The organism is Pseudomonas sp. ADPe, assembly GCF_014843515.1.
In the GTDB taxonomy this organism is placed as follows: Bacteria; Pseudomonadota; Gammaproteobacteria; order Pseudomonadales; family Pseudomonadaceae; genus Pseudomonas; species Pseudomonas citronellolis.
In genome coordinates this window covers 3565442-3592431 of record NZ_CP062122.1, presented here as the reverse complement: position 1 = coordinate 3592431, position 26990 = coordinate 3565442, and the positions used below count along the sequence as shown (strand labels likewise).

At 68.1% G+C, this 26990-nt stretch carries 23 protein-coding genes and 2 tRNA genes; 4 read left to right on the top strand and 21 right to left on the bottom strand.

The genetic code is table 11. The features are described from left to right. Nucleotides 1–19: 19 nt before the first annotated feature. Both IG194_RS16195 and IG194_RS16190 read left to right on the top strand, forming a co-directional pair. Nucleotides 20–1900: a diguanylate cyclase gene (locus IG194_RS16195; RefSeq protein WP_058488208.1), complete on the top strand. Its 1881-nt coding sequence runs from the start codon at nucleotides 20–22 to the stop codon at nucleotides 1898–1900. Nucleotides 1901–1929: 29 nt separating this feature from the next. Then, nucleotides 1930–2232, top strand: a complete 303-nt coding sequence (locus IG194_RS16190; RefSeq protein WP_043316864.1) for a hypothetical protein — start codon at nucleotides 1930–1932, stop codon at nucleotides 2230–2232. Between the two features lie 2 nt (nucleotides 2233–2234). Here IG194_RS16190 and alr read toward each other — a convergent pair whose 3' ends face one another. From alr to rnr, 8 genes are all read right to left on the bottom strand, one after another. Then, nucleotides 2235–3308, bottom strand: coding sequence for an alanine racemase (alr, locus tag IG194_RS16185; RefSeq protein WP_058488207.1), 1074 nt, complete (start codon nucleotides 3306–3308; stop codon nucleotides 2235–2237). A gap of 147 nt (nucleotides 3309–3455) precedes the next feature. Then, nucleotides 3456–4850 carry a replicative DNA helicase gene (gene dnaB / locus IG194_RS16180; protein ID WP_009613453.1) on the bottom strand — a complete coding sequence of 465 codons (1395 nt, stop codon included), beginning with the start codon at nucleotides 4848–4850 and terminating at the stop codon, nucleotides 3456–3458. A 130-nt stretch (nucleotides 4851–4980) separates the two neighbouring features. Continuing rightward, complete coding sequence (rplI, locus tag IG194_RS16175; protein WP_009613455.1) at nucleotides 4981–5427, bottom strand: 50S ribosomal protein L9; 447 nt, start codon at nucleotides 5425–5427, stop codon at nucleotides 4981–4983. A 21-nt stretch (nucleotides 5428–5448) separates the two neighbouring features. Continuing rightward, a complete protein-coding gene (locus tag IG194_RS16170; RefSeq protein WP_043268604.1) occupies nucleotides 5449–6318 on the bottom strand; it encodes a hypothetical protein in 870 nt (289 codons plus the stop codon). A 35-nt stretch (nucleotides 6319–6353) separates the two neighbouring features. Then, nucleotides 6354–6584: a 30S ribosomal protein S18 gene (rpsR, locus tag IG194_RS16165; protein ID WP_009613459.1), complete on the bottom strand. Its 231-nt coding sequence runs from the start codon at nucleotides 6582–6584 to the stop codon at nucleotides 6354–6356. Nucleotides 6585–6612: 28 nt separating this feature from the next. After that, the gene (gene rpsF, locus IG194_RS16160; protein WP_009613460.1) at nucleotides 6613–7029 is read right to left on the bottom strand and encodes a 30S ribosomal protein S6; all 417 of its coding nucleotides are present in this window, start codon (nucleotides 7027–7029) and stop codon (nucleotides 6613–6615) included. Nucleotides 7030–7430: 401 nt separating this feature from the next. Then, a complete protein-coding gene (gene rlmB / locus IG194_RS16155) occupies nucleotides 7431–8180 on the bottom strand; it encodes a 23S rRNA (guanosine(2251)-2'-O)-methyltransferase RlmB (RefSeq protein WP_058488206.1) in 750 nt (249 codons plus the stop codon). Then, nucleotides 8177–10894 (bottom strand): ribonuclease R, encoded by a 2718-nt coding sequence (gene rnr, locus IG194_RS16150; protein WP_058488205.1) that lies wholly within the window; start codon nucleotides 10892–10894, stop codon nucleotides 8177–8179. Before rnr ends, rlmB begins: the two co-directional genes overlap by 4 nt. A 207-nt stretch (nucleotides 10895–11101) precedes the next feature. Here rnr and IG194_RS16145 point away from each other — a divergent pair. Both IG194_RS16145 and IG194_RS16140 read left to right on the top strand, forming a co-directional pair. After that, nucleotides 11102–11188, top strand: a tRNA-Leu gene (locus IG194_RS16145). Nucleotides 11189–11326: 138 nt separating this feature from the next. Further along, nucleotides 11327–11413 (top strand) — tRNA-Leu (locus IG194_RS16140). Between the two features lie 88 nt (nucleotides 11414–11501). Here the strand turns inward: IG194_RS16140 and IG194_RS16135 are convergent. The 13 genes from IG194_RS16135 to IG194_RS16075 form a co-directional block, all read right to left on the bottom strand. Continuing rightward, complete coding sequence (locus IG194_RS16135; protein ID WP_058488204.1) at nucleotides 11502–13436, bottom strand: methyl-accepting chemotaxis protein; 1935 nt, start codon at nucleotides 13434–13436, stop codon at nucleotides 11502–11504. Nucleotides 13437–13868: 432 nt separating this feature from the next. Next, complete coding sequence (locus IG194_RS16130) at nucleotides 13869–15164, bottom strand: adenylosuccinate synthase (RefSeq protein ID WP_009613464.1); 1296 nt, start codon at nucleotides 15162–15164, stop codon at nucleotides 13869–13871. Between the two features lie 74 nt (nucleotides 15165–15238). Beyond that, a complete protein-coding gene (locus IG194_RS16125; RefSeq protein WP_058488203.1) occupies nucleotides 15239–16417 on the bottom strand; it encodes an ATP phosphoribosyltransferase regulatory subunit in 1179 nt (392 codons plus the stop codon). A 35-nt stretch (nucleotides 16418–16452) separates the two neighbouring features. Beyond that, nucleotides 16453–16638, bottom strand: coding sequence for a DUF2065 domain-containing protein (locus IG194_RS16120; RefSeq protein WP_009613466.1), 186 nt, complete (start codon nucleotides 16636–16638; stop codon nucleotides 16453–16455). Between the two features lie 107 nt (nucleotides 16639–16745). Further along, nucleotides 16746–17615, bottom strand: coding sequence for a protease modulator HflC (gene hflC / locus IG194_RS16115; RefSeq protein WP_009613467.1), 870 nt, complete (start codon nucleotides 17613–17615; stop codon nucleotides 16746–16748). Next, nucleotides 17615–18784, bottom strand: coding sequence for an FtsH protease activity modulator HflK (gene hflK, locus IG194_RS16110; protein WP_009613468.1), 1170 nt, complete (start codon nucleotides 18782–18784; stop codon nucleotides 17615–17617). Before hflK ends, hflC begins: the two co-directional genes overlap by 1 nt. Nucleotides 18785–18878: 94 nt before the next feature. Next, complete coding sequence (hflX, locus tag IG194_RS16105) at nucleotides 18879–20180, bottom strand: ribosome rescue GTPase HflX (RefSeq protein ID WP_043316877.1); 1302 nt, start codon at nucleotides 20178–20180, stop codon at nucleotides 18879–18881. Nucleotides 20181–20192: 12 nt separating this feature from the next. Continuing rightward, on the bottom strand, nucleotides 20193–20441 hold the full coding sequence (hfq, locus tag IG194_RS16100; RefSeq protein ID WP_003095657.1) for an RNA chaperone Hfq: 249 nt from the start codon (nucleotides 20439–20441) through the stop codon (nucleotides 20193–20195). A gap of 100 nt (nucleotides 20442–20541) precedes the next feature. Continuing rightward, entirely contained in the window at nucleotides 20542–21507 is a 966-nt protein-coding gene (gene miaA, locus IG194_RS16095; protein WP_058488202.1) for a tRNA (adenosine(37)-N6)-dimethylallyltransferase MiaA, read from the bottom strand. A 92-nt stretch (nucleotides 21508–21599) separates the two neighbouring features. Next, nucleotides 21600–23510, bottom strand: a complete 1911-nt coding sequence (gene mutL / locus IG194_RS16090) for a DNA mismatch repair endonuclease MutL (RefSeq protein ID WP_058488201.1) — start codon at nucleotides 23508–23510, stop codon at nucleotides 21600–21602. After that, nucleotides 23507–24943, bottom strand: a complete 1437-nt coding sequence (amiB, locus tag IG194_RS16085; RefSeq protein ID WP_043299953.1) for an N-acetylmuramoyl-L-alanine amidase AmiB — start codon at nucleotides 24941–24943, stop codon at nucleotides 23507–23509. The genes mutL and amiB overlap by 4 nt, the downstream gene beginning before the upstream one ends. An 8-nt stretch (nucleotides 24944–24951) precedes the next feature. Next, complete coding sequence (gene tsaE / locus IG194_RS16080) at nucleotides 24952–25419, bottom strand: tRNA (adenosine(37)-N6)-threonylcarbamoyltransferase complex ATPase subunit type 1 TsaE (RefSeq protein WP_058488200.1); 468 nt, start codon at nucleotides 25417–25419, stop codon at nucleotides 24952–24954. Beyond that, a complete protein-coding gene (locus IG194_RS16075) occupies nucleotides 25407–26909 on the bottom strand; it encodes a bifunctional ADP-dependent NAD(P)H-hydrate dehydratase/NAD(P)H-hydrate epimerase (protein ID WP_058488199.1) in 1503 nt (500 codons plus the stop codon). The genes tsaE and IG194_RS16075 overlap by 13 nt, the downstream gene beginning before the upstream one ends. Nucleotides 26910–26990: the final 81 nt, after the last annotated feature.

The window sequence follows — 26990 nt, the reverse complement described above, 5'->3', positions numbered from 1 at the left end:
GAAACAGGGAGTGTCAACCGTGCGTCATCTGTGGTGTCTGTTGTTTCTCCTGCTCGGTTGCGCCAGCGCCGCGGCCCAGCCCCTGGTGCTCGACGAACGGGCCAGCGGGCGCTGGCTGAACGACGGCCTGATGCTGCTGGAAGACCCGGGCGCGCGCCTGGACCTGCAACAGGCACGCGAGCAGGACGCCGCCTTCGTGCCCGCCAAGGGCCGCACCAGCGTCGGCCAGAGCCCCAACCCCTGGTGGCTGCGCCTGGACCTCGAGCGCCAGGCCACCCCGACCGGCGGCTGGTGGCTGGAGGTGGACGCGGTGAACCTGCTCGACCTGCGCCTGTACCTGCCCGACGGCCAGGGCGGCTACCGCGAGCTGCGTTCGGGCGAGGCGGTGCCCTTCGCCGAGGGCCGCGACCGCAGCTACCGCCGCCCGGTGTTCCACCTGCCCGCCGGCGAGGGCCCGCTGCGCCTGTACCTGCGCAGCCTGGACCCGGCCGGCAACTCCTTCCCGCTGCGCATCTGGTCGCAGGACGACCTGCAGGACCACCGCGCCGAGACCAACCTGTTCCTCGGCGGCGTCTACGGGCTGATCGCCGCGCTGCTGCTGTACAACCTGTTCATCCTGGTCAGCCTGCGCGACCGCGCCTACTTCTGGTACGTGCTCACCACCGGCTTCGCCCTGCTGTTCAGCATGGGCATGACCGGCCATGCCTTCGAACTGCTCTGGCCCGGCGACGCAGTGCCCTGGTGGCTGAACCGCATCACCCTGCCCTCGCTGTGGGGCCTGTGCGTCACCCGCTTCACCCAGACGCTGCTGCAGACCCGCCGCAACGTGCCCTGGGCGCACCACATGCTGACGCTGAACTGCCTGCTGTACGTCGCCTCGGTGCTGCTCAACGTCTTCGTCGGCCGCTCCGAGGCCGGCTGGGTGCTGGCCACCACCACCTTCGTCGGCATCCCGGCGGCGCTCGGCGCGGCCATCACCCGCTCGCTGCAGGGCTCGCTGCCGGCGCGCCTGTACCTGGTGGGCTTCGGCCTGGTGCTGTCCAGCGTGAGCATCTCGGTGATGCGCGCTCTGGGCGTGGTGCAGCCGTCGCCGACCACCGCCTATCTGTTCCCGGTGTCGGTGGCCATGGAGTCCATCCTGTTCTCCTTCGCCCTGACCTCGCGCATCCAGGAACTCAAGCGCGAGAAGGCCCAGGCCCTGGAGCAGGCCAACCGCGAGAAGAGCGCGCGCATGACCCTGTTGCAGAGCGCGCAGAACGACCTGGCACAGGCCGTGGCGGCGCGCACCGCCGAGCTGACGCAGAGCAACCGCCTGCTGCTCGAACGCGAGGCCCAGCTGCGCCATGCCGCGCACAACGATCCCCTCACCGGGCTGCCCAACCGCCGCTACCTGGTGGAGCACGCCGAGCAGGCGCTGCAGCAGGCCCAGCAGAACGGCGAAAGCCTGGCGCTGATGCTGATCGACCTCGACCACTTCAAGCCGATCAACGACACCCACGGCCACGACGCCGGCGACTTCATGCTCCAGCACGTCGGCCACCGCCTGCGCCAGTGCGTGCGCTCCAGCGACTGCGTGGCGCGCCTGGGCGGCGACGAGTTCGCCGCGCTGGTGTCCGGCCCCGACGCCGAAGGCCACGCCCGGGAGATAGCGGTGCGCCTGCTCAGCGAACTGTCGCGGCCGGTGCACTTCGACCGCCTGGAACTGAGCATCACCCCGAGCATCGGCGTGGCCATCTACCCGCGCCACGCACTGCAGTTCGCCAAGCTGTACAAGGCCGCCGACCAGGCGCTGTACCAGGTCAAGGGCAGCGGCCGGGCCAGCTACGCGCTGGCCGGGGAGGACGCTGGCAATGGCGACTTCTGGCTGGAGACGCTGAAGACTTCGGACCGGTTGGTCTAAGGCAGCAGCCCACGATGAGCAGAGAAGTGATGCACACCGAAACCCTGAAAGCCAAGGCCCGGGCATTGCGGGCCAACCTGCAGCAGCACCTGGCGCGCGACCCGGCCGCAGGGCAATTGCTGCGTGAACTCGACGATCTGCTCGGCCGCGCCGAGGCCGGCAGCCTGGATGCGCCGGTGCAGTGGCGCGACATTCCCGGGCGCTATCTGTTCACCGAGCAGGGCCTGCAGCAATACCGCGAACTGGAACAGGCCTACGCCGAATTCTGCATCGAGGCCACCGGCGGCGAGTCGCCGGCGCTGCGCAAGTTGCGCGAGCGCATGGGCGGCTGAAACTAACGGTAGCGCCGCGGCACCCGCGCGGTGACCTTGGTCAGCAGCTCGTAGCCGATGGTGCCGGCGTGGGCGGCCACTTCGTCCACCGCCAGCTGCGCGCCCCAGAGTTCCACCGGGGCGCCGACGGTGGCTTCGGGCAGGTCGGTGAGGTCCACCGCCAGCATGTCCATGGACACCCGGCCGGCCAGCGGCGCGCGCTGGCCGGCGACCAACACTGGCGTGCCGCTGGGCGCGTGGCGTGGGTAGCCGTCGGCGTAGCCACAACTGACGGTGCCGATGCGCGACGGCCGTTCGGCCACCCAGGTGGCGCCGTAGCCGACGCTCTCGCCCACCGCCACTTCGCGAATGGACATCACCTGCGCGTGCAGGCTCATGGCCGGGCGCAGGCCCATCTCGGCCGCGCCCAGATCGGCGAAGGGCGAGGCGCCGTAGAGCATGATGCCGGGGCGGATCCAGTCCATGTGCGCCGCCGGGATGCTCAGTACGGCGGCGGAGTTGGCCAGCGAGCGCTGGTCGAAGTCCAGGTCGAGCAGGCCGAGGAAGCATTCCAGCTGGTCCTCGGTGAGCGTATGGCCGCGCTCGTCGGCGCAGGCGAAGTGGCTCATCAGGTTCAGCTCGGCGACCTGCGGGGCGCCGCGCAGACTCGGGAAGACCGCGCGCAGGGCCTCGGCGGAGAAGCCCAGGCGATGCATGCCCGAATCCAGCTTGAGCCAGACATTGAGCGGCTGCGGCAGGTTGCTGGCCAACAGCGTCGCCAGTTGCTCCGGGCCTTGCACGGCGATGTCCAGGCGTAGTTGCGAGGCCACCAGGAACTCGCTCGGCTCGAAGCAGCCTTCCAGCAGCAGGATGCGCGCGGTGCCGTGCAGCGCGCGGACCTCGGCGGCCTCTTCCAGGCAGGCCACGGCGAAACCGTCGGCCTCGTCACGCAGCGCGGTCACCACCTCGCGCACGCCATGCCCGTAGGCATTGGCCTTGACCACGGCGAACGCCTCGCGGCCCGGCGCGCAGCGCTTGGCCAGGGCGTAGTTGTGCTGGATGGCGGAGAGGTCGATATGGGCGATAAGGGGGCGCATGGGGGTCCAGGCTGAAGGCTGAAGGCTGAAGGCTGAAGGCTGAAGGCTGAAGGCTGAAGGCTGAAGGCTGAAGGCTGAAGGCTGAAAGCATAACCCCCGGCCACTCCGCATCAAGCTCTTACGTACAGCCTCCAGCCTTGCTCGTCTTTATTCGTCTTCGAAGTTGTACATGCCCGGGGCGAGGTTCTCGAAGCGGGTGAAGCGGCCGAGGAAGGCCAGGCGCACGGTGCCGATGGGGCCGTTACGCTGCTTGCCGATGATGATTTCGGCCACGCCCTTGAACTCGGTTTCCGGGTGGTACACCTCGTCGCGGTAGACGAACATGATCACGTCGGCGTCCTGCTCGATCGCCCCGGATTCACGAAGGTCGGAGTTCACCGGGCGCTTGTTCGGGCGCTGTTCCAGGGAGCGGTTGAGCTGCGACAGCGCCACCACCGGGCAGTTGAATTCCTTGGCCAGGGCCTTGAGCGAGCGGGAGATCTCGGAGATCTCGTTGGTGCGGTTGTCGCCGGAGGAACCGGGGATCTGCATCAGCTGCAGGTAGTCCACCATGATCAGGGCGATCTCGCCGTGCTCGCGAGCCAGGCGCCGGGTGCGCGCGCGCATTTCCGAGGGCGAGATGCCGGCGGTGTCGTCGATGAACAGCTTGCGCTCGTTGAGCAGGTTGACCGCCGAGGTCAGGCGCGGCCAGTCGTCGTCCTCCAGCTTGCCCGAACGCACCTTGGTCTGGTCGATGCGGCCCAGGGACGAGAGCATACGCATCACGATCGAGTCCGAGGGCATCTCCAGGGAGTACACCAGCACCACCTTGTCGGTGCGCAGCACGGCGTTCTCCACCAGGTTCATGGCGAAGGTGGTCTTGCCCATGGACGGACGGCCGGCGACGATGATCAGGTCGGCCGGCTGCAGGCCGCTGGTCTTCTCGTCGAGGTCGGTGAAGCCGGTGGAGATGCCGGTGAAGGCGTCGTTGGTGTTGAACAGGTGGTCGATCCGGTCGATCGTCTTCACCAGGATGTCGCCGATGCCCACCGGGCCGCCGGTCTTCGGCCGCGCCTCGGCGATCTCGAAGATGCGCCGCTCGGCCTCGTCGAGCACCTCGTTGGCGCTGCGGCCCTCGGGGTTGAAGGCGCTGTCGGCGATGTCGCTGCTGATGCCGATCAGCTGGCGCAGGGTGGCGCGCTCGCGGATGATCTGCGCGTAGGCCTTGATGTTCGCCACCGAGGGGGTGTTCTTCGCCAGCTCGGCAAGGTAGGCCAGGCCGCCGACCTGCGACAGCTGGCCTTCGCGCTCCAGCAGCTCGGAGAGGGTCACCACGTCGATCGGCTGGTTGCCTTCGGCGAGCTTGTACACCGCGCGGAAGATCAGGCGGTGGTCATGGCGGTAGAAGTCGCCGTCGGACACCGCGTCCGACACGCGCTCCCAGGCGTTGTTGTCGAGCATCAGACCACCCAGCACCGCCTGTTCGGCTTCGATCGAATGCGGCGGCACCTTGAGGGTGGCCGTTTGCAGGTCGTATTGCTCGGGGACGGTGATGTCGTTCATGGGCTCGGCGCAGGAAACTCGGATGGATGCAGAAAAACAAAGGGCACGGACCGCTAGGCGGTACCGTGCCCGATGTTAGCGAACTGCCGCGTCCACGCAAGGTGTCCACGGCGTCGCAGCGACGGATCGCTTACTCGGCGACGACGACCACGTGCAGGGTCGCTTCGACGTCGGTGTGCAGTTGCACTTCGATGTCGTATTCGCCGACGGTGCGCAGGGCACCGTTGGGCAGGCGCACTTCGGCCTTTTCCAGCGGGTAGCCGGCAGCGGAGACCGCTTCGGCGATGTCGCGGGTGCCGATCGAACCGAACAGCTTGCCTTCGTCGCCGGCGTGGGCGCCGATGGTGACGATCAGTTCGGCCAGCTGGGCGGCGCGAGCTTCGGCGTCAGCCTTCTTCGCGGCGGCAGCCTTTTCCAGCTCGGCGCGGCGCTCTTCGAAAGCAGCGACGTTGGCCGGGGTGGCAGCGGTGGCCTTGCCCTGCGGCAGCAGGTAGTTACGGGCGTAGCCGCCCTTGACGTTCAGTTTGTCGCCCAGGTTGCCCAGTTTGGCGATCTTTTCCAGCAGGATGACTTCCATTTGAGTCTTACCTCTTAACTTTTAACCTTCACCGTTCGTGGAGCCCTGGCGACGTACCAGGCGACCACGAAAATCAAACAGACTATCGACGACAGCAACCAGACAGATCACATTCCCCAGCATCAGCGCCAGGCCGTACAACAGCACCAGCCAGAACCCCGGCAGGCGTTTCAGCGCGACCAGCCCATGGCCGAGCGCGAGCCCGGCGAACAGCAGCGGCACGGCGCACAACGGCGCCACCACGGCGAACTGCGGGCCCAGCAGCGGCACCACCAGCACGCCCAGCAGCAGCGCGATGGCCACCGCCGGCGCCAGGCGCAGCGCGCGGAACTCGCGGCCGAACCCTTGCGGGTTGTACAACGCCGCTTGCCAGTAGCGCGCCAGCATCAGGCACAACAGGCTGATGACCTGCAGCGAGGCGGCCAGCAGGCCGGTAACGGCCGGCACCAGCCCCGCTTGCAGCTCGGCCTGCTGGTCCGCCGAAAGCTTCGCTTCCGACAGCACCTGCGGCAGCACCTTGCCAAACGCCTCCGCCAGACCTTGAACCAGCCCGGCGGATACCGTGCTCAACAGCAGCACGTAGAACACGCCCAACACCACGCTGGCCAGCATGACCCGATTCCAGGACATGCTGGTGCGCAACACCTGCGCCAGGACCGCCGAACCCAGCATCACCAGGGTGACCGTGGGGTCGCCCAGGTACCACCAGGCCAGGGCCGGGAGCAGCGCCCAGGCCAGGATGCCAATGGCATCTCCGGTTCCCCGGCGCAGCAGCACCAGGCTGCCGGCGGCGGCACCGAGCCAGAAGAACGGCTGCAGTACCGCGGCTGCGACGACCACCAGGGTCGCCTGCATGCGGCCTCGCATGACGAATTCAGCCAATGCGCGCATGCGATCTATCCATCAAGGCTACGTCGACTGCCCGATCAACGGCCGTGGCTGTCGGTGTAGGGAAGCAGGGCCAGGTAGCGAGCGCGCTTGATGGCGGTCGACAGCTGACGCTGGTACTTGGCCTTGGTGCCGGTGATGCGGCTCGGAACGATCTTGCCGGTTTCGGAAACGTAGGCCTTCAGGGTGTTGAGATCTTTGTAATCGATCTCCTTGACGCCTTCAGCGGTGAAACGGCAGAACTTACGACGACGGAAGAAACGTGCCATGTTATCGGCTCCTCAATACTGTCCGGGATTACTCGTCGGCGCTGTCGCGGCTGTCTTCGCCGTCAGCGGACTCGTTTTCGTTGGAGTCAGGACGCTCACGGCGCTCGCGGCGCTCGTTGCGGCTCTCTTCGGCCTTCAGCATTTCGGACTGGCCGGTAACGGCTTCGTCGCGACGGATCACCAGGTTACGGATGACGGCGTCGTTGTAGCGGAAGTTGTCTTCCAGTTCGGCCAGGGCCTTGGCGCTGCACTCGACGTTCAGCAGAACGTAGTGAGCCTTGTGCACGTTGTTGATGGCGTAAGCCAGCTGACGACGGCCCCAGTCTTCCAGGCGGTGAACCTTGCCGCCGTCTTCTTCGATGACCTTGGTGTAACGCTCGACCATGCCACCGACTTGTTCGCTCTGGTCCGGGTGAACCAGGAACACGATTTCGTAATGACGCATAAATGCTCCTTACGGGTTGCAGCCTGCCGACGATGCGGTCAGGCAAGGAGTGAATGTCTTTTTGACTTGCCGGCGGGTGGGCGCGTGAGCGCCTGCCCGGACGGCAAGGGGCGACATTCTAGAGAAGGGGGGAAGGCGGCGCAAGGCAATTGATGAATATTTGAGCAATTGCAGGCGAGGGGCGGCAGAGGCTCTTCGCAGGATGGGTCGGGCTTGCGAAACCCATGCGGCCATGGCGATGGGTATCGCTTCGCTCAACCCATCCTACGACGGCATTTCTCCTATGGCTCCAACTGTCCTGCAGACCGCGCTGGGGCTCTTCGCAGGAGCGAGCCTGCTCGCGAACCGGGCGGGCACGGTGCCGGGTTTGGTTCGCGAGCAAGCTCGCTCCTACGGGGTTCTTAGGCCTTTTTCGCCTGGCGCTGGCGGACGATCTCGAACAGGCACACGCCGGTGGCCACCGACACGTTCAGGCTGCTGACGCTGCCGCCCATGGGCAGCTTGGCCAGGTAGTCGCAGTGTTCGCGGGTCAGGCGGCGCATACCCTTGCCTTCGGCGCCCATGACCAGCACGGTAGGGCCGGTGAGGTCCAGCTCGTAGAGGGTCTGGGTCGCCTCGCCGGCCGTGCCGACCACCCACAGGCCGCGCTGCTGGAGCTTTTCCAGGGTGCGCGCGAGGTTGGTCACGGCCACCAGCGGGATCACCTCGGCGGCGCCGCAGGCGACCTTGCGCACGGTGGCGTTGAGGGTCGCCGACTTGTCCTTCGGCACTATCACCGCCAGCGCGCCGGCGGCATCGGCGGTGCGCAGGCAGGCGCCGAGGTTGTGCGGGTCGGTGACGCCGTCCAGGGCCAGCAGCAAGGCCGGCCCGGGGGTGCGCTCGAGCAGTTCCTCGAGCATGTTCTCGCCCCACACTTGGCTCGGGCTGACCTCGGCGACCACGCCCTGGTGCACGCCCTCGGCCCACTCGTCGAGTTCCTTGCGCTCACGGGTGCCCACCGGCACCCGCGTCTGCCCGGCCAGCTCCACCAGCGCCTGGACCCGCGGGTCGTGCCGCCCCTCGGCCAGCCACAACTGCTTGACGCGCTTGGGGTGATGGCGCAGCAACGCCTCCACGGCGTGCACGCCGTAGACCCTTTCCCACTGGCTCATGGCTTGGCCTTAGGCTTGCCTGCCGCGGCGCCCTCCGCCTTGGGCTTGGACGGGCCCTTGCGGTGCTTGCTCGGCTTGGCGGCCTTGGCTTTCTGCTTCGACGGCTTGCGCGGTTTCTCCGCGGCGGCCTTGGCGTTCTTCGCCGGCTTGCCCTGGGCCTTGGCCGGCGGCCGCTTGCCGCCCACCTTGGCTTCGTCGAGCAGCGCCTGCTTCAGCGCGCGGCTTCTGTTCACATCGGTGTTGCCGAGCATCTCGTCGGCCTTGGCGAGCATCTCCGGCGCCACCGAGGGCAACGCCTGGACCAAACCGACCTTGCGCTTGCGCGGCGGCGCCACGGGCAGCGGCGGCTCCGGCACCTGCTGCAGCTCGCGCGGCTGGCCCTTGGCCCTGGCCGGCTTGGCGGCCGCCTTGGCAGGCTTGCCAGGCTTGGCCGCCTCGGCCTTGTCGCCGCGCTTCTTGCGGCCAATGGGCGCGCTGAGCGCGTTTTCGGCCAGCTCGAAGTCGATCTTGCGCTCGTCCAGGTCGACCCGCGCCACCACCACCTGGGTGATGTCGCCGAGGCGGAAGCTGCGCCCGGTGCGCTCGCCGGCCAGGCGGTGGTGCACGGCGTCGAAGTGGTAGTAGTCGCCGGGCAGCGCGGTGACGTGCACCAGGCCCTCGACATAGATGTCGGTCAGCTCGACGAAGATGCCGAAGCCGGTGACCGCGGTGATCACGCCGTCGAAGGTCTCGCCGACGCGGTCGCGCATGTATTCGCACTTCAGCCAGTTGGTGACGTCGCGGGTGGCCTCGTCGGCGCGCCGCTCGGTCATCGAGCACTGCTCGCCGAGCTGCTCCAGGCGCGGCTCGTCATAGGGGTAGATGCGCGCCTTGGCCATCGCGGTGGCGCCGGCGCGCTGCACCAGGTCGGTTTCGCGCTTGGAGCGGATCACGCTGCGGATGGCGCGGTGCACCAGCAGGTCCGGGTAGCGGCGGATCGGCGAGGTGAAGTGGGTGTAGGCCTCGTAGTTCAGGCCGAAGTGGCCGTGGTTCTCCGGGCTGTACACCGCCTGGCTCAGCGAGCGCAGCATCACCGTCTGGATCAGCTGGAAGTCCGGGCGGCCCTGGATGGATTCGAGCAGCGCCTGGTAGTCGCCGGGGGTCGGCTCGCCCTTGCCGCGGTAGAGGGCCAGGCCCAGTTCGCCGAGGAACTGCCGCAGGTTGTTCAGCTTCTCCTGCGGCGGGCCGTCGTGGACGCGGTACAGCGCGGGGATTTCCAGCTTCTCGAGGAACCTGGCGGTGGCCACGTTGGCCGCCAGCATGCATTCCTCGATCAGCTTGTGCGCGTCGTTGCGCTGGGTCGGGCGGATTTCCGAGATCTTGCGGTCGGCGCCGAAGACGATGCGCGTCTCCTGGGTCTCGAAGTCGATGGCGCCACGCACGTGGCGCGCCGCCAGCAGCACCTTGTACAGGTCATACAGGGTGTTCAGGTGCGGCACCACGCCCGGCAGTTGCTCGGCCAGGCGCTTGGCTTCGGGGCTGTCGGGGGTCTCCAGGTACTGGCTGACCTTGGTGTAGGTGAGCCGCGCGTGGGAGTGGATGACCGCCTCGTAGAACTGGTAGCCGGTCATCTTGCCGGCCCTGGACAGGTTCATCTCGCAGACCATGGCCAGGCGGTCGACCAGCGGGTTCAGCGAGCACAGGCCGTTGGAGAGGATTTCCGGCAGCATGGGGATGACGCGCTCAGGGAAGTACACCGAGTTGCCGCGCTTGGCCGCCTCCTCGTCCAGCGCCGAGCCCACCTTCACGTAGTGGGAGACGTCGGCGATGGCGACGTACAGCTTCCAGCCGCCGCCCTTGCGCTTCTCGGCGTAGACGGCGTCGTCGAAGTCGCGGGCGTCCTCGCCGTCGATGGTCACGAACGGCAGGGCGCGCAGGTCGACGCGCTTCTCCTTGTCCTTGTCCGCCACCTCGGGCTTGAGCTTGGCCGCTTCCTTCTCCACGCCTTCGGGCCAGACGTGGGGGATGTCGTAGCTGCGCAGGGCGACTTCGATCTCCATGCCCGGCGCCATGTAGTCGCCGAGCACTTCCACCACTTCGCCCTGGGCCTGGCGGTGCACGCTGGGCCACTGGTCGATGCGCACCTGGACGAACTGGTTGTGCCTGGCCGCGCCGTGCTTGCCCGGCGGGATCAGCACTTCCTGCTGGATCTTCGGGTTGTCGGCGACCACGGTGCCGATGCCGCTCTCTTCGAAGTAGCGGCCGACCAGGGTCTCATGGGCGCGTTCGATGACTTCGACGATGGCGCCTTCGCGGCGGCCGCGGCGGTCGAAGCCGGAGACGCGCGCCAGGGCGCGGTCGCCGTCGAACACCAGGCGCATCTGCGTCGGGCTGAGGAACAGGTCGTCGCTGCCGTCGTCGGGAATCAGGAAGCCGAAGCCGTCGCGGTGGCCGGCGATGCGGCCGCGGATCAGGTCCAGCTTGTCCACCGGGGCGTAGGCGCCGCGGCGGGTATAGATGAGCTGGCCGTCACGCTCCATGGCGCGCAGGCGACGGCGCAGGGCTTCTTCCTGCTCCTCGCCGGACAGGCCGAGCTCTTCCAGTAGTTGCGCGCGGGTCGCCGGCGCGCCGCGTTCGGCGAGGTGCGCCAGGATCAGTTCGCGACTGGGGATGGGGTTTTCGTATTTTTCCGCTTCGCGGGCGGCCTCGGGATCGAGGTTTTGCCAATCGGCCATCAGGGTGAGATCACCTTATCGTCTATATAAATGTAAGCGTCATGTGCTTATTGAAGCGCGAAATCCGCTCGTCGGTCAGCTTCGACCAAGAATAAATTTTTTATCGCATCAGGGGTTTACAAGCCAAAGCCTGCTCCGTATAGTTCGCGCCCACAGCGTCACTGCGACGTTGTAACACGGAAACGATGAGCAATCATCGCATCCAGTGCCCAGGTGGCGGAATTGGTAGACGCACTAGGTTCAGGTCCTAGCGGTGGCAACACCGTGGAAGTTCGAGTCTTCTCCTGGGCACCACTTATTTCACGATAGAGCCCCTGGCTGTATCGCGGCGGTTCGGAACCCTGATAACCGGACATTGAGACGCCGAAGCGACCGAAAGGTTGCATTACCGCAAGACGATGAGCGATCATCGCACCCCATGCTGAAAAGCATGCCCAGGTGGCGGAATTGGTAGACGCACTAGGTTCAGGTCCTAGCGGTGGCAACACCGTGGAAGTTCGAGTCTTCTCCTGGGCACCATCTTCAAGCGAAAAAGCCGAGCACTGCTCGGCTTTTTCGTTTCCGTCGTTCGCAGGAGCGGGCCGGACGAAACACCCGGCCCCTCCCCTCATGCCTTGAACTGCCCCAGGCTGGCGCGCAGCTGCGCCGCCAGGCCGTCCAGCACGCGCCCGCTGCTGGCGGTGGCGGCGACGGCTTCCGCGGCGCGTCCCGCCTCGGCGTGGATCACCTCGACGCGCCCGCGCACCGCGACCGCACCGGCGGCCTGCTGCTCGGCGGCATGGGCCGCCGACTCGATGGCGCCATGCACTTCCTCCACGGCCCGCTGCACTTCACGCTGCAGGCGCTCGCTGTCGTGTAGCGCAGCCAACCCCTGCACCGCCTGCTCGCGGGCCTGGCCGATGGCTTCCACCGCCTCGCGCGCACCGCGCTGCAGGGCATCGATATGCGTTTGTATGTCGCCAGTGGACTGCTGCGTCTTGCTCGCCAGCGCCCGCACCTCGTCGGCCACCACGGCGAAACCGCGGCCGCTCTCGCCAGCGCGGGCCGCCTCGATGGCGGCATTGAGCGCCAGCAGGTTGGTCTGTTCCGCGATGCCGTGGATCACCGAGAGCACCACTTCGATCTGCTCGCTCTGCTGCGCCAGCTTCTCGATCACCCCGGCGCCGCTCTGCACACGGGACTCCAGGGTTTCGATGAGGCCGCCGACGCGCCGGGCGATGGCCGCGTTGTCGTCAGCCGCCTTGCGGATGGACGCCACGCGCTCCAGCGCCTCCTGCATGGCCTGGCTTTCCAGCTGGGCTTCGGCGGCCATGCCGGCGAGCGCCTCCAGGCTGCCGGCCACTTCGTTGCGCTGGCGATCGGCGGCCGCCTCGGCGCTGGCGCTGCGCGAGGCCAGGGCGGCGATCTCGCTGCCGGTGCGCTGCGCCACCTGCCCCGCCTCGCGGACGATGGGCTGCAGCTTGTCGACGAAGCGGTTCACCGCGGTCGCCATCTCGCCCACTTCATCATTGCTGTCCAGGCGCACGCGGCGGGTCAGGTCGCCCTCCCCGGCCGCCAGGTCGTCGAGTGCATCGATCAACAAACGCAGGCGGTTCACTACCCGCCGCCCAAGCACCAAAGCCAGCACCAGCAGTACGCCCAGGCCGACCAGCAGCAGCCCCAGGCCGATATGCCAACGCAGGCTACCGGCGGAAGCCTCCACCGCGCCCTGCGCGCCCTGGCTCATCTCGGCGGCCGCCTGTTGCGCCGCCTGCAGACGGGCGCTCAGCGCCTTGTTGCTGTCGGTGGCGGCGCCGGCCAGGCTGTCGGCCACCAGTTGGTCGCCACTGGCGATCAGGGCGGAGAAGCGCTTGTCCAGGGCCTGCACCTGCTTCTCCACTTCGGCCGTGGAAATACCCAGGCGCACGGTACCGATCACCACGCCATTGGGGCTGATGGGCACGCTGGAGAGGATCACCGAGTCGTCGTGGGCGGCCGCTTCCAGCACCTTGTCCAGGGCGCGCTCAGCCTGGCCCTTGGCGAGCAGCGCCTGGATGCGCGGGTCCTCGCGGTTGAGGTAGCGCGTCAGGTGCTGCCCCTGGGCATCGTCGTAGACCACGAAGAGCACGTTGGGGTTGGCCTGGGCGCGCCGGGCGTACTCGGAGAGCGTCGGTACGTCGTTGTCCCACATGGCCTTGGGCGCCACCGCAGCAAGCAGTTGGGCAAGCTGGTCGGCGGACTGCCGCAGGCTCTGTTCGAGGCTTTGACGGGTTTCACCGCGCTCCTCTTCCAGGCGTGCCGACAAAGCGGCGCCAAGGCGCTCGCGGGTCCGCGCGGACAGCTCGGTGAGCCCTGAACTGAGCTCGCCACCGGCGCGCTCCAGCTCGCCGGCCAGGCGCTGCGACTGGCCGCCCAGGCGTTCGCCCAGGTCGGCCACCAGTTGGTCCACGGTACTGCGGGTGAGCCACAGGGCGATCAGCAACTGCGCCAGCAGCGCCAGGCCCAGGGCGATGAACACGGGGCGCAGCAGGCGGCTGCGCAACAGCGAAAGGACGGCGGACACGGAGTGCCTCCTCGGGTAACGGAATACTGGCGCGGGATGCGCCGATGCCATTTGCCAGCAAGGGGCGTGCCGTTGAGGGTGGCCATTGGCCGGAGATGTCTCCAAGAACACCCTCTCCCTAACCCTCTCCCTGAAGGGAGAGGGGACCGTTCGGAGCGCTTGGGTATTTCGGCGTTAGCCGGCTAGCACAGTGATTACCAACTGAAACCATTCCTCCTCTCGGCACGGACAAGCCCCCTCTCCCTTCAGGGCGGGGCGCGCAGCCGAGGGCTGGGGAGAGGGTACGGAGCCAACCCAGGACTCCTACGCCACCGGCTGGCACAGTTCGCGAGCAAGCTCGCCCCCACGAAGAGCGTCCCAAACGAAAAAGCCGCTTCCCCATCAGGAGAAGCGGCTTTTCACACCCTTCGCAGCGGCTAGCGCCGCGACGGATCAGCCGAACGGATGGCGCAGGACGATGGTCTCGTTGCGGTCCGGGCCGGTGGAGATGATGTCGATGGGCGCACCGACCAGCTCCTCGATGCGCTTGATGTAGGCGCGGGCGTTGGCCGGCAGGGCTTCCAGGGTCTTGGCGCCGACGGTGGATTCGCTCCAGCCCGGCAGGTCTTCGTACACCGGCTGCAGGCCGATGTAGCTATCGGCGTCGGTCGGCGCGTCGGTCAGCAGTTCGCCAGCGGCGTTCTTGTAGCCGGTGCAGATGCGCACGGTCTGCAGGCCGTCGAGGACGTCCAGCTTGGTCAGGCACAGGCCGGACAGGCTGTTGATCTCGATGGCGCGGCGCAGGATCACGGCGTCGAACCAGCCGCAACGGCGGGCACGGCCGGTGGTGGCGCCGAACTCGTGGCCTTTCTTCGCCAGGTAGGCGCCCACTTCGTCGAACAGCTCGGTCGGGAACGGGCCGGAACCGACGCGGGTGGTGTAGGCCTTGGTGATGCCGAGGATGTAGTCCAGGAACAGCGGGCCGAAACCGGAGCCGGTGGCGGTGCCGCCGGCAGTGGTGTTGGAGCTGGTGACGAACGGGTAGGTGCCGTGGTCGATGTCCAGCAGCGAGCCCTGGGCGCCTTCGAACATAATGTTCTGGCTGGCGCGACGCAGGTCGTGCAGGGTGCTGGTGACGTCGGCCAGCAGCGGCTTGAGCTGCTCGGCGTAGCCCATGCACTCGTCGAGGGTCTTCTGGAAGTCGACCGCCGGCTCCTTGTAGTAGTTCTGCAGGACGAAGTTGTGGTAGTCCAGCAGTTCGCCCAGCTTGGCGGCGAAGCGCTCGCGGTGGAACAGGTCGGCCACGCGCAGGCCGCGACGGGCGACCTTGTCTTCGTAGGCCGGGCCGATGCCACGGCCGGTGGTGCCGATCTTGGCGTCGCCGCGGGCCTTCTCGCGCGCCTGGTCGAGGGCGACGTGGAAGGACAGGATCAGCGGGCAGGACGGGCTGATGCGCAGGCGCTCGCGCACCGGTACGCCCTTCTCCTCCAGCTTGGCGATCTCGCGCATCAGCGCGTCGGGCGCCAGCACCACGCCGTTGCCGATCAGGCACTGCACGCCTTCGCGCAGGATGCCCGACGGAATCAGGTGCAGCACGGTCTTCTCGCCGTCGATCACCAGGGTGTGGCCGGCGTTGTGGCCGCCCTGGTAACGAACCACGGCAGCAGCCTGGTCGGTGAGCAAGTCGACGATCTTGCCTTTGCCCTCATCACCCCATTGGGTGCCCAGGACTACGACATTCTTACCCATAACACTTGTCCCCATCGTGGATATTCGGTGCCGGCCTCGGCCGGCGGAAACTCGCGGTGCCCGTCGATCACGGGTCAGAAGGGCACCACCTGCCAATTGCCTTCGCGCAGCTGCAGTTGCGCATCGCAACCCGCCTCGCGCGCCGAAGCCGCATCCTGCCCGGGCAGCGCCTGAACCACGCGCCGCCCGTCGCGGCGCAGCTGCTGCACCGCCTGCCAGAGGCCGGCCCCTTCGGCCGGCGCCCAGATGCCTTGCACCGGCGCGTCCAGCCGCACCTGGCCCAGGGTCACCAGGGTCTTCAGGTCGGTGGAGAAGCCGGTGGCCGGCCGCGCACGGCCGAAGTCGGCGCCGATGTGGTCGTAGCGACCACCCTGGGCGATGGACTCGCCGACGCCGGGCACGAAGGCGGCGAACACCACCCCCGTGTGATAGTGGTAGCCACGCAGCTCGCCGAGGTCGAAGTACAACGGCAGCTGCGGGAAGCGTTGCGCCAGGGAGTCGGCGATGACGACCAGATCCGCCAGGGCGGCCTTCACCACCGCCGGCGCATCGGCCAGCACTGCGGCGGCCTGCTCCAGCACCTCGCGGCTGCCGCACAGCTCGGCCAGGGCGCGAAGCATGCCGGCGAGCTCGGCCGGCAGGCCGTCGGTGAGCGCGGCGACTTCATCCACCGCCTTGCGCTGCAAGGCGTCGAACAGGGCCTGCTCGGCCTCGCCGGACAGGCCGGCGGCGCGGGCCAGGCCACGGTAGATGCCGACATGGCCGAGGTCCATGTGCACGTCCGGCACCTCGGCCATGGCCAGCATGTCGAGCATCAGGCTGATGACTTCGACGTCGCTCGCCGGGCTGGCGTCGCCGTAGAGCTCGGCGCCCAGCTGGATCGGGCTGCGCGAGGTGGCCAGGGCGCGCGGGCGGGCATGCAGCACGCTGCCGGCGTAGCACAGGCGGTTAGGGCCCTCGCGGCGCAGGCTGTGGGCGTCCATGCGCGCTACTTGCGGCGTGATGTCCGCGCGGAAGCCCATGAGCCGGCCCGAGGCCGGGTCGGTAACCTTGAAGGTGCGCAGGTCCAGGTCCTGGCCGGCACCGGTCAGCAGGGACTCCAGGTATTCGATGTGCGGAGTGACGACGAACTCGTAACCCCAGCGCTGGAACAGGTCCAGCACCTGACGGCGGGCTGCTTCGACGCGCGCCGCCTCAGGTGGCAGCACTTCTTCGATCCCATCTGGCAGCAGCCAGCGGTCTACCGTTGCCATGTCGCCTCTCCCCTTTCAGCCGGGCGGCAATTCATCTAGTGAATCCAGTAAAGAAGGCCGGTACCGAGCAGCATGCTGCCCAGCCCGATGAGCCGCAGGCGCCGGTCGTCGAGGCGACCGAGCCCGCTGACGGCCTCACGCCAGCCACGCGGATACAGGAAAGGGAGGATGCCCTCCAGCACCAGCAACAGACAGAACGCTTTGCCGAATTCCTGCCACATGGCTCTCTGTACATAAATCTCGCGGACGCAAAAAAGCCGGGATTTCCCGGCTGACCCATGATAACACGTTTTCTCCGGCGGGCGCTGCCGCCCGCCGGAGAACCCACTCAGGGCTTGGACTTCTCCAGATAACGGAAGAACTCGTTGTCCGGGCTCAGCACCAGGACGTCCTTCTTGTCGGCGAAGCTGTCGCGGTAGGCCTTGAGGCTGCGGGTGAAGGCATAGAACTCCGGGTCCTGGTTGTAGGCCTTGGCGTAGATCGCCGCCGCCTTGGCGTCGCCCTCACCGCGGGTTTCCTCGGACTGCCGATAGGCCTCGGCCAACAGCACGCGGCGCTGGCGGTCGGCGTCGGCGCGGATACCCTCGGCCAGTTCGCGGCCCTTGGCACGGTGCTCGCGGGCCTCGCGCTCGCGCTCGGTGCTCATGCGCTCGAACACGCTGCGGTTGACTTCCTTCGGCAGGTCGATGGCCTTGACGCGCACGTCGATGACCTCGATGCCCAGCTCCTTCTGCGCCATGCGATTGAGCGACGCGGTGATGTCGCCCATCAATGCGTCGCGCTCGCCGGACACCACCTCGTGCAGGGTGCGCTTGCCGAACTGGTCGCGCAGGCCGGCTTCCAGGCGCCGCGACAGGCGCTCGTCGGCGATCTGCTTGAGGCCCGAGGTCGCGGTATAGAAGCGCTCGGCGTCGGCCACACGCCACTTGGCGTAGGCGTCGACCATCACTGCCTTCTTCTCCAGGGTGAGGAAACGCTGGGTCGGCGAGTCCAGGGTCAGCAGGCGGCCGTCGAACTTGCGCACCTGGTTGACGTACGGAATCTTGAAGTGCAGGCCAGGCTGCACGTCCGACTCGACCACGCGGCCGAAGCGCAGCAGCACCGCGCGCTCGGTCTGCTGCACCACGTAGATGCTGCTCCACAGCGCCACGGCAGCCACCACGGCGGCGATCAGGGCGATCAGGGACTTGTTACTCATCAGCGGCTCTCCCTGGTGCGCAGGTCACGTTGCTGCAGGTCGCTGGCGACCCGCGAGCCGATGTCCGGCGTGCTGCTCGTCGTACCCGCCGCGCCGCTGCCCGGCGTCGCCGAGCCACGGCCGTCGATCATCTTGTCCAGCGGCAGGTAGATCAGGTTGTTCTGCCCCTGCTGCCCGGTGACCAGCACCTTGCTGCTCTGCGACAGGACCTCCTGCATGGTGTCCAGGTACAGGCGCTCGCGGGTGACCTCCGGCGCCTTGCGGTATTCGCCGGCCAGCTTGCTGAAGCGGTCGGCCTCACCCTCGGCGCGGGCAACCACCTCGTCGCGGTAGCCGTTGGCTTCCTCGATGATGCGCTGGGCCTGGCCGCGGGCTTCGGGCACCACGCCGTTGGCGTAGGCTTCGGCCTGGTTCTTCTCGCGCTGTTCGTCTTCGCGGGCACGGATCACGTCGTCGAAGGCTTCCTGCACCTCGCGCGGGGCGGCGGCGCTCTGGATGTTCACCTGGGTCACGGTGATACCGGTCTTGTAGGTGTCCAGGAAGCGCTGCAGGCGATCGCGCACCTCGGTGGCCATCTGTTCGCGGCCCTCGGTGAGGATCTGGTCCATGGTGGTGGAGCCGGCCACGTGGCGCAGGGCGCTCTCGGTAGCGTGCTGCAGGCTGACCTCGGGCTGGTCGACGTTGAGCACGAAGTCCTTCAGGTTGCTGACCTTGTACTGCACGGTCAGCGGGACCTCGACGATGTTCTCGTCCTCGGTGAGCATCTGCCCCTGCTTGCTGTAGGCACGCTCGCGGGTGACGTTCTCCTGGAACTTCCTGTCGATCGGCGGGAAGTAGAAGTTCAGGCCCGGGCCCACGGTGTCGTAGTACTTGCCCATACGCAGGATCACCGCCTGCTCCTGCTCGTCCACCACGTAGATGGCGTTGTACAGCCAGAGCACGGCGAGCACGGCCAGGCCGATGCCGAACAGGCCCAGGCCACCGCCCTTGCCGCCGACGGGGCTGCCGCCCCGCGGTTTCTTGCCGCCGAAGATGCGATTGAGGCTGTCCTGCAGCTTGCGGAAGGCCTCATCGAGATCCGGAGGGCCCTGGCGGCCGCCGCCACGGCGCCCGCCCCAGGGATCCTGATCGTTCTTGTTCGAGTTGTCACCCGGCTCATTCCAAGCCATAGCGCTCTCCATCTAGTAACGCGAAACGCGCCAGCGGCGCGACCACCCATGCTACCGAATGCCCCGCCCGGTGCCAAAAGCACCGTTCCGGGCTTTATTGCAAAGTGTGTTGCGCAATGAACTCCGCCGGCTGCCATCCCTCGCGGCTGACCAGGCGGTTCAACTCGACACGCGGCAGGCGAACCTGCAAAACGGCGCGTCCCTGCTCGTCATGGTCCTCGGACTGCACCGCGCCCAGTTCGAAGAACTGCGCGCGCAGGCGCCCCAGGCGCTGCGGCAGGCAGAGCGTGCCGACGAACAGGTCGTCGCCCAGCAGCTCGGCCACCGCCTTTTCCAGCAGTTCCAGCCCGCGCCCGTCTCGGGCGGAGAGCCAGACCCGCACCGGCTTGCCGCTCTCGTCGCGCTGGATTCGCGCGTCCATGTCCGGCAGCAGGTCGATCTTGTTGTACACCTCGAGCATCGGCAGCTCGTTGGCGCCGATCTCGGTCAGCACCGCGTGCACCTGCTCCACCTGCGCGTCGCGTTCCGGCTCGTGGGCATCGATCACGTGCAGCAACAGGTCGGCGTTGCTCGACTCTTCCAGCGTAGCGCGGAAGGCCTCGACCAGCTTGTGCGGCAGGTGGCGGATGAAACCCACGGTGTCGGCCAGCACGACCGGGCCGACGTCCTCCAGCTCGAGCCGGCGCAGGGTCGGGTCGAGGGTGGCGAACAGCTGGTTGGCCGCGTAGACCTCGGAAGTGGTCAGGGCGTTGAACAGCGTGGACTTGCCGGCGTTGGTGTAGCCGACCAGGGAAACCGAGGGGATTTCCGCCCGGCGCCGGCCACGGCGGGCCTGTTCGCGCTGGCTGCGGACCTTCTCCAGGCGCTGCTTGATCTGGCGGATGCGGGCGCGCAGCAGGCGGCGGTCGGTTTCCAGCTGGGTTTCACCGGGACCGCGCAGGCCGATACCGCCCTTCTGCCTTTCCAGGTGGGTCCAGCCGCGCACCAGGCGCGTGCTCATGTGTTCGAGCTGCGCCAGCTCCACCTGCAGCTTGCCCTCATGGGTGCGGGCGCGCTGGGCGAAGATGTCGAGAATCAGACCGGTACGGTCGAGCACCCGGCATTCGAGGACGCGTTCGAGGTTGCGTTCCTGGCTGGGCGTGAGGGTGTGGTTGAAGATGATCAGCTCGACGTCCTGGACTTGCACCAGGTCGCGCAGCTCATCGACCTTGCCACTGCCGATCAGGAACTTGGCCGACGGCTGATGGCGCGAAACGTTGACAAATGCCACCGACTCCGCGCCCGCCGAACGGGCCAGCTCCTGGAATTCCTGCGGGTCTTCGCGCGCCTCGGGGTCCTGACCTTCCAGATGAACCAGAATGGCCCGTTCCCCACCACCCGGGCGCTCAAAGAACAAGGCGGGCTACCGTCAAGCGTTGCCCGGCTCGGCCGGTTGATCGCCGCTGGGCAGACGCACCGGACGGCTGGGCACGACGGTGGAAATGGCGTGCTTGTAGACCATCTGGCTGACAGTGTTCTTCAGCAAAATCACGAACTGGTCGAAGGATTCGATCTGACCTTGCAGCTTGATACCGTTCACCAGGTAGATGGAGACCGGTACGCGTTCTTTTCGCAGGGTATTCAGGTAAGGGTCTTGTAGCGAATGCCCTTTTGACATATGCCGCACTCCTTTAGGGAATCAATAGATTTAGTAGTAGTCGAATGGCTTGTTGCCGTCGGTAACCCCAAGGATAGACGGCTGAATTATGGTCTCGAACCTATATGGAGACCGCCTCAAGATATTTCAAGGCACGCGGCAGATTGTCGCCTGCCAGACTGTCCAACCAGTGTAGATGGCCCCAGCTGCGCAGCCAGGTGAACTGGCGCTTGGCTAGTTGCCGGGTGGCAATCACGCCGCGCTCCTCCATCTCAGCGTAGGACAGTTTGCCCTCGAGGTATTCCCATACCTGTCGGTAGCCCACGGCACGAATGGATGGCAGAGCGGCGTGCAAGTCGTCTCTCGCGCGAAGTGCTTCGACCTCGGCGATGAAGCCCTGTTCCAGCATCTGACGAAAACGTTGCGCGATTCGCGCGTGCAGTACCTGGCGCTGCTGAGGTGCAATCGCCAGTTGCGCCACAGTATACGGTAATTGCGCCGCGCCTGGCGCGCTGGCACCGGCATTTTCAGCCGCCTGGCGCCGGCGGTGGTCGCTCATCGACAAGCCGCTGACGCGTTGCACTTCCAGCGCCCTGACCAGGCGTTGCGGGTCGTTGGGGTGGATGCGCGCCGCCGATTCCGGGTCGACCCGCTGCAATTCGGCATGCAGCGCTGCCCAGCCCTCGGCCGCGGCCCAGGCTTCCAGCTCGGCGCGCACCGCCGGATCGGCGCTGGGCATGTCCGCCATACCTTCCAGCAATGCCTTGAAATACAACATGGTGCCGCCGACCAGCAGGGGGATGCGCCCCGCCGCGGTGATCTCGGCCATGGCCGCCAGGGCGTCGGCGCGGAATTCCGCCGCCGAATAGCTTTCGGCCGGATCGCGGATGTCGATCAGGCGGTGCGGGAATTCGGCCAGGATTTCCTTCGAGGGCTTCGCCGTGCCGATGTCCATGCCACGGTAGACCAGCGCCGAGTCGACGCTGACCAGCTCGATGGGCAGCAGCCGCGCCAGTTCCAGCGCCAGGTCGGTCTTGCCGGCGGCGGTCGGGCCCATGAGGAAGATGGCAGGAGGCAGGGAAGACATCGGCAACTCTTCGGTAGAACGGGCGCGTGCGGACCACGCGCTGAATCGATTGGCGCGCAGTTTACTGCACTTGGCTTAAGGCTGGCTTTATTTCAGCGCCCGCGCAGGAAGAGTTTGTCCAGCTCGTCCAGGCCCAGTTGCGTCCAGGTGGGCCGGCCGTGGTTGCACTGGCCGCTGCGCTCGGTGATTTCCATGTCGCGCAGCAGGGCGTTCATCTCCGGCAGCGTCAGGCGCCGGTTGGCGCGCACCGCGCCATGGCAGGCCATGGTCCCGAGCAGTTCGTTGAGGTGCGCCTGGATGCGGTCGCTGGTGCCGTATTCCAGCAGGTCGGCGAGCACGTCGCGCACCAGTTGGGTCGCCTCGGCCTGCTTGAGCAGCGCGGGAATCTGGCGGATCGCCAGGCTTTCCGGGCCCAGGCGCTGCAGCTCGAAGCCGAGCCGGCTGAACCAGCCGCCGTGTTCCTCGGCGCAGTCGGCCTCGCGTTCGCTCACCGCGAGGGATTCGGGCACCAGCAGCGGCTGGCCGCGCAGGCCTTCGCTGTCCATGGCGACCTTCAGGCGCTCGTAGGTGATGCGCTCATGGGCCGCATGCATGTCCACCAGCACCAGGCCGTGGGCGTTCTCGGCGAGGATATAGATGCCCTTGAGCTGGGCCAGGGCGTAGCCCAGCGGCGGGACATCCTGGGCGCTTTCCGGCAGAGCCTGGGGCGCGGCCGTCGCGGCCTGTTCCGGCAGCGGCGCGAAATAGGTGCGGTAGGCGCCCTGGGCCTCGGCGGCGGGCGGCATGTCCTGGCGCGGCGGCTGGTAGGAATAGCCGCCGCCGGAACCGGAGGAACCGCCCGAGCCGCTCCAGGTACGCGCTGCGGCCGGGGCCTCCAGCACCTTGTCCGACAGGCTCATCTCGCCCTGCGGGCCGAACTCCCCGGCAGCCTGCCCGGTGGGGCGCGGGACGGTCAGGGTGGTGGCCCCCGGCGGCGCCAACTGGTCGTCCGGGCGCACCTCGGCGAGCGCCCGGTGCAGGGTGCCATAGAGGAAGTCGTGGACCATGCGGCTGTCGCGGAAGCGCACTTCGTGCTTGGTCGGGTGCACGTTGACGTCCACCGTCGCCGGGTCGACCTCCAGGAACAGCACGAAGGTCGGGTGGCGGCCGTTGTAGAGCACGTCGCGGTAGGCCTGGCGCACCGCGTGGGCGACCAGCTTGTCGCGCACCATGCGGCCGTTGACGTAGAAGTACTGCAGGTCCGGCTGGCTGCGGGAGAAGGTCGGCAGGCCGACCCAGCCCCACAGGTGCAGGCCGTTGCGCTCGATCTCGATGGGTAGCGCCTGCTCGAGGAAGGCCGGGCCGCACACGGCGCCGACGCGGCGCGCGCGGGCGACCTCGTCCGCGGCCTCGTGCAGGCTGAAGATGGTCTTGCCGTTGTGGCGCAGGTGGAAGGCCACGTCGAAGCGGGCCAGGGCCAGGCGCTTGATGACTTCCTGCAGGTGGTCGAACTCGGTCTTCTCGGCGCGCAGGAACTTGCGCCGCGCCGGGGTGTTGAAGAACAGGTCGCGGACCTCGACGCTGGTGCCCACCGGGTGCGCCGCCGGCTGCACCCGCGGCTGCATGTCGCGGCCCTCGGTCTCCACCTGCCAGGCCTGCTCGGCGTCGGCGGTGCGCGAGGTCATGGTCAGCCGCGACACCGAGCTGATCGAGGCCAGGGCCTCGCCGCGGAAGCCCAGGCTCATCACCGCCTCGAGGTCTTCCAGCTCGCGGATCTTGCTGGTGGCGTGGCGCGCCAGGGCCAGCGGCAGGTCGTCGGCAGGAATGCCGCCGCCGTCGTCGCGTACCCGCAGCAGCTTGATGCCGCCCTGTTCCACCTCGACGTCGATGCGCCGGGCGCCGGCGTCCAGGCAGTTCTCCAGCAGTTCCTTGATCACCGAGGCAGGGCGCTCGACCACCTCGCCGGCGGCGATCTGGTTGGCCAGCCGCGGGCTGAGCAGCTGGATGCGGCGTGCTTCGTTCATTGCTGCGCCGCCAGGGAAGTCGCGGGGATGTTCAGCACCTGGCCGATGCGCACGCTATCGGTCTTCAGGTTGTTGGTGCTGCGCAGGGTGGCCATGCTCACGTCGTAGCGAGCGGCGATCATCGACAGGCTCTCGCCGGCGCGCACCACGTGCTGGCGCGGCCCGCTGGAAATCTGCCCGCCGTCGCGCAGCGAGGCGATGTAGGTGCCCGGCGGCGGCGTCTGCACGAAGTACTGGCGCACGCCGGCGGCGATGGAGCGGGCCAGGGCCTGCTGGTGCGAGGCGCTGTTGAGCTTCTGCGACTCGCCGGGGTTGGAGATGAAGCCGGTCTCCACCAGGATCGACGGGATGTCCGGCGACTTCAGCACCATGAAGCCGGCCTGCTCGACGCGGTTCTTGTGCAGCGAGGTGACGCGGCCGACATTGGTCAGCACCTTGTGCCCGACGTCCAGGCTGGAGGACATGGTGGCGGTCATCGACAGGTCGAGCAGCACGCCGGCGAGCATGTGGTCCTTGTCGTCGAGGCTGACGCTGCCGTCGCCGCCGATCAGGTCGGAACGGTTTTCGCTGTCGGCCAGCCAGCGCGCGGTCTCGGAGGTGGCGCCGCGGTCGGAGAGGGCGAACACCGAGGCGCCGAAGGCGCTGCGGCTGGGCGCGGCGTCGGCGTGGATGGAGACGAACAGGTCGGCGCCCTTCTTGCGCGCGATGGCGGTGCGCCCGCGCAGCGGGATGAAGTAGTCGCCGGTGCGCGTCAGCTCGGCGCGGAAGCCCTTCATCTGGTTGATCTGCCGCTGCAGTTCGCGGGCGATCGACAGGGTGATGTTCTTCTCGTGCAGGCCGTTCGGGCCGGAGGCGCCCGGGTCCTCGCCGCCGTGGCCGGCGTCGATGGCGATGATGATGTCGCGCTTGCCGCCGGCCGGCACCGGCGCCTTGGCCACCGGCTGCGTCGGCGTCACCGGGGTGGCCGGCTGGTTCGGCGTGGGCGTGGCGGGCACGTCGGGGGTAATGTCCGCGCCCTGGTCGTAGAGGTCCACCACCAGGCGGTTGCCGTACTGCTGGTTGGGCGGCAGGACGAAACTCTTGGGCGTCACCTGGGCGGAGAGGTCCAGCACCAGGCGCAGGTCGGTGGGCGAGCGCTGCGCCGAACGCACCGAGGTGATCGGGGTGTTCTTCAGCTTGAGCTGGTTCAGCGCGGTGCTCAGCTGCGCGCCATTGAGGTCGATGACGATGCGGTTCGGCGCGCTGAGGGTGAACAGGCTGTGCTGCACCGGGCCGGACAGGTCGAACACCAGGCGCGTGTTGTCCGGCGCGCGCCACAGGCGCACGCTCTTGATCTGCGTGATTTGCGCGGCGGCAAGAACCTCGCCGGCGCCCAGCGCCAGCAGGATGAACAACCCGGCCAACAGCGCCCGAAGGCGCAACCCCCAACCCATGTTTTTTCTCATGCTCCCGTAGCCAGGACGGCGCACCAGGCTTCGCCCCGCACTCCGTGCGGTTCCAGGCGCAGCATGCGGCCGCCCGCTTGCGGGGTAATGGTAATGTCCAGGTCGGCCTTTGGCAAAATGCCCGCGCCCCTTTCGGCCCACTCGATCAGGCACATGGCGTCGCCTTCGAAGTAATCGCGGATGCCCAGATATTCCAGTTCCTCGGGGTCGGCCAGGCGGTACAGATCGAAATGGAAGGCGCGCACCTCGCCCAGCTCGTAGGGCTCGACCAGGGTGAAGGTCGGGCTCTTCACCGCCCCGGCATGGCCCAGGCCGCGCAGAATGCCGCGCGAGAGCGTGGTCTTGCCGGCGCCGAGGTCGCCGTGCAGGTAGATCACCCCGCGCCCGCCGGTGGCCCGGGCGATCCTCGCGCCCAGCGCGTACATGGCTTCCTCGCCGTCGGCGAACAGCTTCAGTTCAGGCATGGGGCGAACTCCTCGAGCAACTGACGAACGGCAGGGATCAGGTCGCTGGCCGCGAGCCCCCGCCCCTGCGCGCCAAGCATTTCGCCGGCGCGGGCATGCAGCCAGACAGCCAGGCAGGCGGCGTCGAAGGGTTCCAGTTTCTGCGCCAGCAACGCGCCAACTATCCCGGACAGCACGTCCCCCAGGCCGGCGGTGGCCATGGCCGGATGACCATGGGAGCACAGCGCCAGGCGGCCGTCCGGCGCAGCGACCAGGCTGCCGACACCCTTGAGCACGGCCACCGCCTGGTAGCGGCTGGCCAGTTCGCGCGCGGCGGCGGCCCGGTCGGCCTGCACCTCGGCGGTGGAGCGGCCCAGCAGGCGCGCCGCCTCGGCGGGGTGCGGGGTGATCACCAGGCTGCCCGCCGGGCGCTGCACCTGGCCCTCGGCCAGCAGGTTGAGCGCATCGGCGTCCCACACCTGGGGCAGCTCCAGACTGGCCGCGGCGCTGGCCAGGCAGCGCCCCCAGGCGTTGCGGCCGATGCCGGGGCCGACCACCAGCACGCTGGCGCGCTCGGCGGCGCGCAGCACTTCGGCTGACGAGGACACACCGCGGGTCATCAGTTCCGGGCAGCGCGCCAGCGCCGCCGGCACGTGGGCGGCGCGGGTGGCGACCGAGACCAGCCCGGCGCCGCTGCGCAGGGCCGCTTCGCCGGCCAGCAGGGTGGCGCCGCCCATGCCGTGGTCGCCGCCGATCAGCAGCAGGTGGCCGAACAGGCCCTTGTGCGCCGCCTTCGGCCGCGGCGCCAGCTGCGCCAGGCTGCTGGGCGCCAGGCGCGTGGCCTGGGCCTCCTTGGGCAGTTGCGCGGGATCGGCGTCGAGGTTGTCGAAGGCCAGCTCGCCGCACTGGTCCGGACCTTCGCCGGTGAACAGGCCGAACTTGAGGCCGATGAAGGTCACCGTCAGGTCGGCGCGCACCGCGCAGCCCAGCACCTGGCCGGTATCGGCGCTGAGGCCGGAGGGGATGTCGATGGCCAGGACCGGCAGGCCGCTGGCGTTGATCCGCGCGATGGCCGCCGCGTACGGGTCGCGCACCGCGCCACCGAGGCCGGTGCCGAGCAGCGCATCCACCAGCACGCCATGCAGTTCGGCGTGTTCGTGCCAGGGCAGGATGGTCACGCCGGCGGCCAGGGCCTCGGCGTGGGCGGATGCGGCGTCGCCGGCCAGCCGCGCGGTGTCGCCCACCGCCAGCACGCGCACGTTCCAGCCGGCGCGCTGGGCCAGGGCGGCGACCAGGTAGCCGTCGCCGGCGTTGTTGCCGTGCCCGGCCAGCACCGTCAGGCGCCCGGCGTCCGGCCAGCGCCGGCGCAGGGCGCGCCAGGCGGCGTGGGCGGCGCGCTGCATGAGTTCGAAGCCGGGAGTGCCGGCGGCGATCAGGCGCGCGTCGAGGTCGCGCACCTGCCGGGCGCTGTACAGCGCGGTCGGCAGACTGTCGTGAGGGTGCGAATTCATCGGGTTTCCGCGGGGAATCGGGCGCCGGTCGGCGCGGTCTGGCAGAATTATACCTACCCCGGTCCCGCTTTCCCGCCCCCG

Excerpts from the sequence above, each read along its gene's own strand:
- IG194_RS16190 (WP_043316864.1), top strand. The coding sequence starts at position 1,930 with ATGCACACCGAAACCCTGAAAGCCAAGGCCCGGGCATTGCGGGCCAAC.
- alr (WP_058488207.1), bottom strand. The coding sequence starts at position 3,308 with ATGCGCCCCCTTATCGCCCATATCGACCTCTCCGCCATCCAGCACAAC.
- dnaB (WP_009613453.1), bottom strand. The coding sequence starts at position 4,850 with ATGAACGACATCACCGTCCCCGAGCAATACGACCTGCAAACGGCCACC.
- rplI (WP_009613455.1), bottom strand. The coding sequence starts at position 5,427 with ATGGAAGTCATCCTGCTGGAAAAGATCGCCAAACTGGGCAACCTGGGC.
- IG194_RS16170 (WP_043268604.1), bottom strand. The coding sequence starts at position 6,318 with ATGCGCGCATTGGCTGAATTCGTCATGCGAGGCCGCATGCAGGCGACC.
- rpsR (WP_009613459.1), bottom strand. The coding sequence starts at position 6,584 with ATGGCACGTTTCTTCCGTCGTCGTAAGTTCTGCCGTTTCACCGCTGAA.
- rpsF (WP_009613460.1), bottom strand. The coding sequence starts at position 7,029 with ATGCGTCATTACGAAATCGTGTTCCTGGTTCACCCGGACCAGAGCGAA.
- rlmB (WP_058488206.1), bottom strand. The coding sequence starts at position 8,180 with ATGAGCCAGTGGGAAAGGGTCTACGGCGTGCACGCCGTGGAGGCGTTG.
- rnr (WP_058488205.1), bottom strand. The coding sequence starts at position 10,894 with ATGGCCGATTGGCAAAACCTCGATCCCGAGGCCGCCCGCGAAGCGGAA.
- IG194_RS16130 (WP_009613464.1), bottom strand. The coding sequence starts at position 15,164 with ATGGGTAAGAATGTCGTAGTCCTGGGCACCCAATGGGGTGATGAGGGC.
- IG194_RS16125 (WP_058488203.1), bottom strand. The coding sequence starts at position 16,417 with ATGGCAACGGTAGACCGCTGGCTGCTGCCAGATGGGATCGAAGAAGTG.
- IG194_RS16120 (WP_009613466.1), bottom strand. The coding sequence starts at position 16,638 with ATGTGGCAGGAATTCGGCAAAGCGTTCTGTCTGTTGCTGGTGCTGGAG.
- hflC (WP_009613467.1), bottom strand. The coding sequence starts at position 17,615 with ATGAGTAACAAGTCCCTGATCGCCCTGATCGCCGCCGTGGTGGCTGCC.
- hflK (WP_009613468.1), bottom strand. The coding sequence starts at position 18,784 with ATGGCTTGGAATGAGCCGGGTGACAACTCGAACAAGAACGATCAGGAT.
- hfq (WP_003095657.1), bottom strand. The coding sequence starts at position 20,441 with ATGTCAAAAGGGCATTCGCTACAAGACCCTTACCTGAATACCCTGCGA.
- miaA (WP_058488202.1), bottom strand. The coding sequence starts at position 21,507 with ATGTCTTCCCTGCCTCCTGCCATCTTCCTCATGGGCCCGACCGCCGCC.
- mutL (WP_058488201.1), bottom strand. The coding sequence starts at position 23,510 with ATGAACGAAGCACGCCGCATCCAGCTGCTCAGCCCGCGGCTGGCCAAC.
- amiB (WP_043299953.1), bottom strand. The coding sequence starts at position 24,943 with ATGGGTTGGGGGTTGCGCCTTCGGGCGCTGTTGGCCGGGTTGTTCATC.
- tsaE (WP_058488200.1), bottom strand. The coding sequence starts at position 25,419 with ATGCCTGAACTGAAGCTGTTCGCCGACGGCGAGGAAGCCATGTACGCG.
- IG194_RS16075 (WP_058488199.1), bottom strand. The coding sequence starts at position 26,909 with ATGAATTCGCACCCTCACGACAGTCTGCCGACCGCGCTGTACAGCGCC.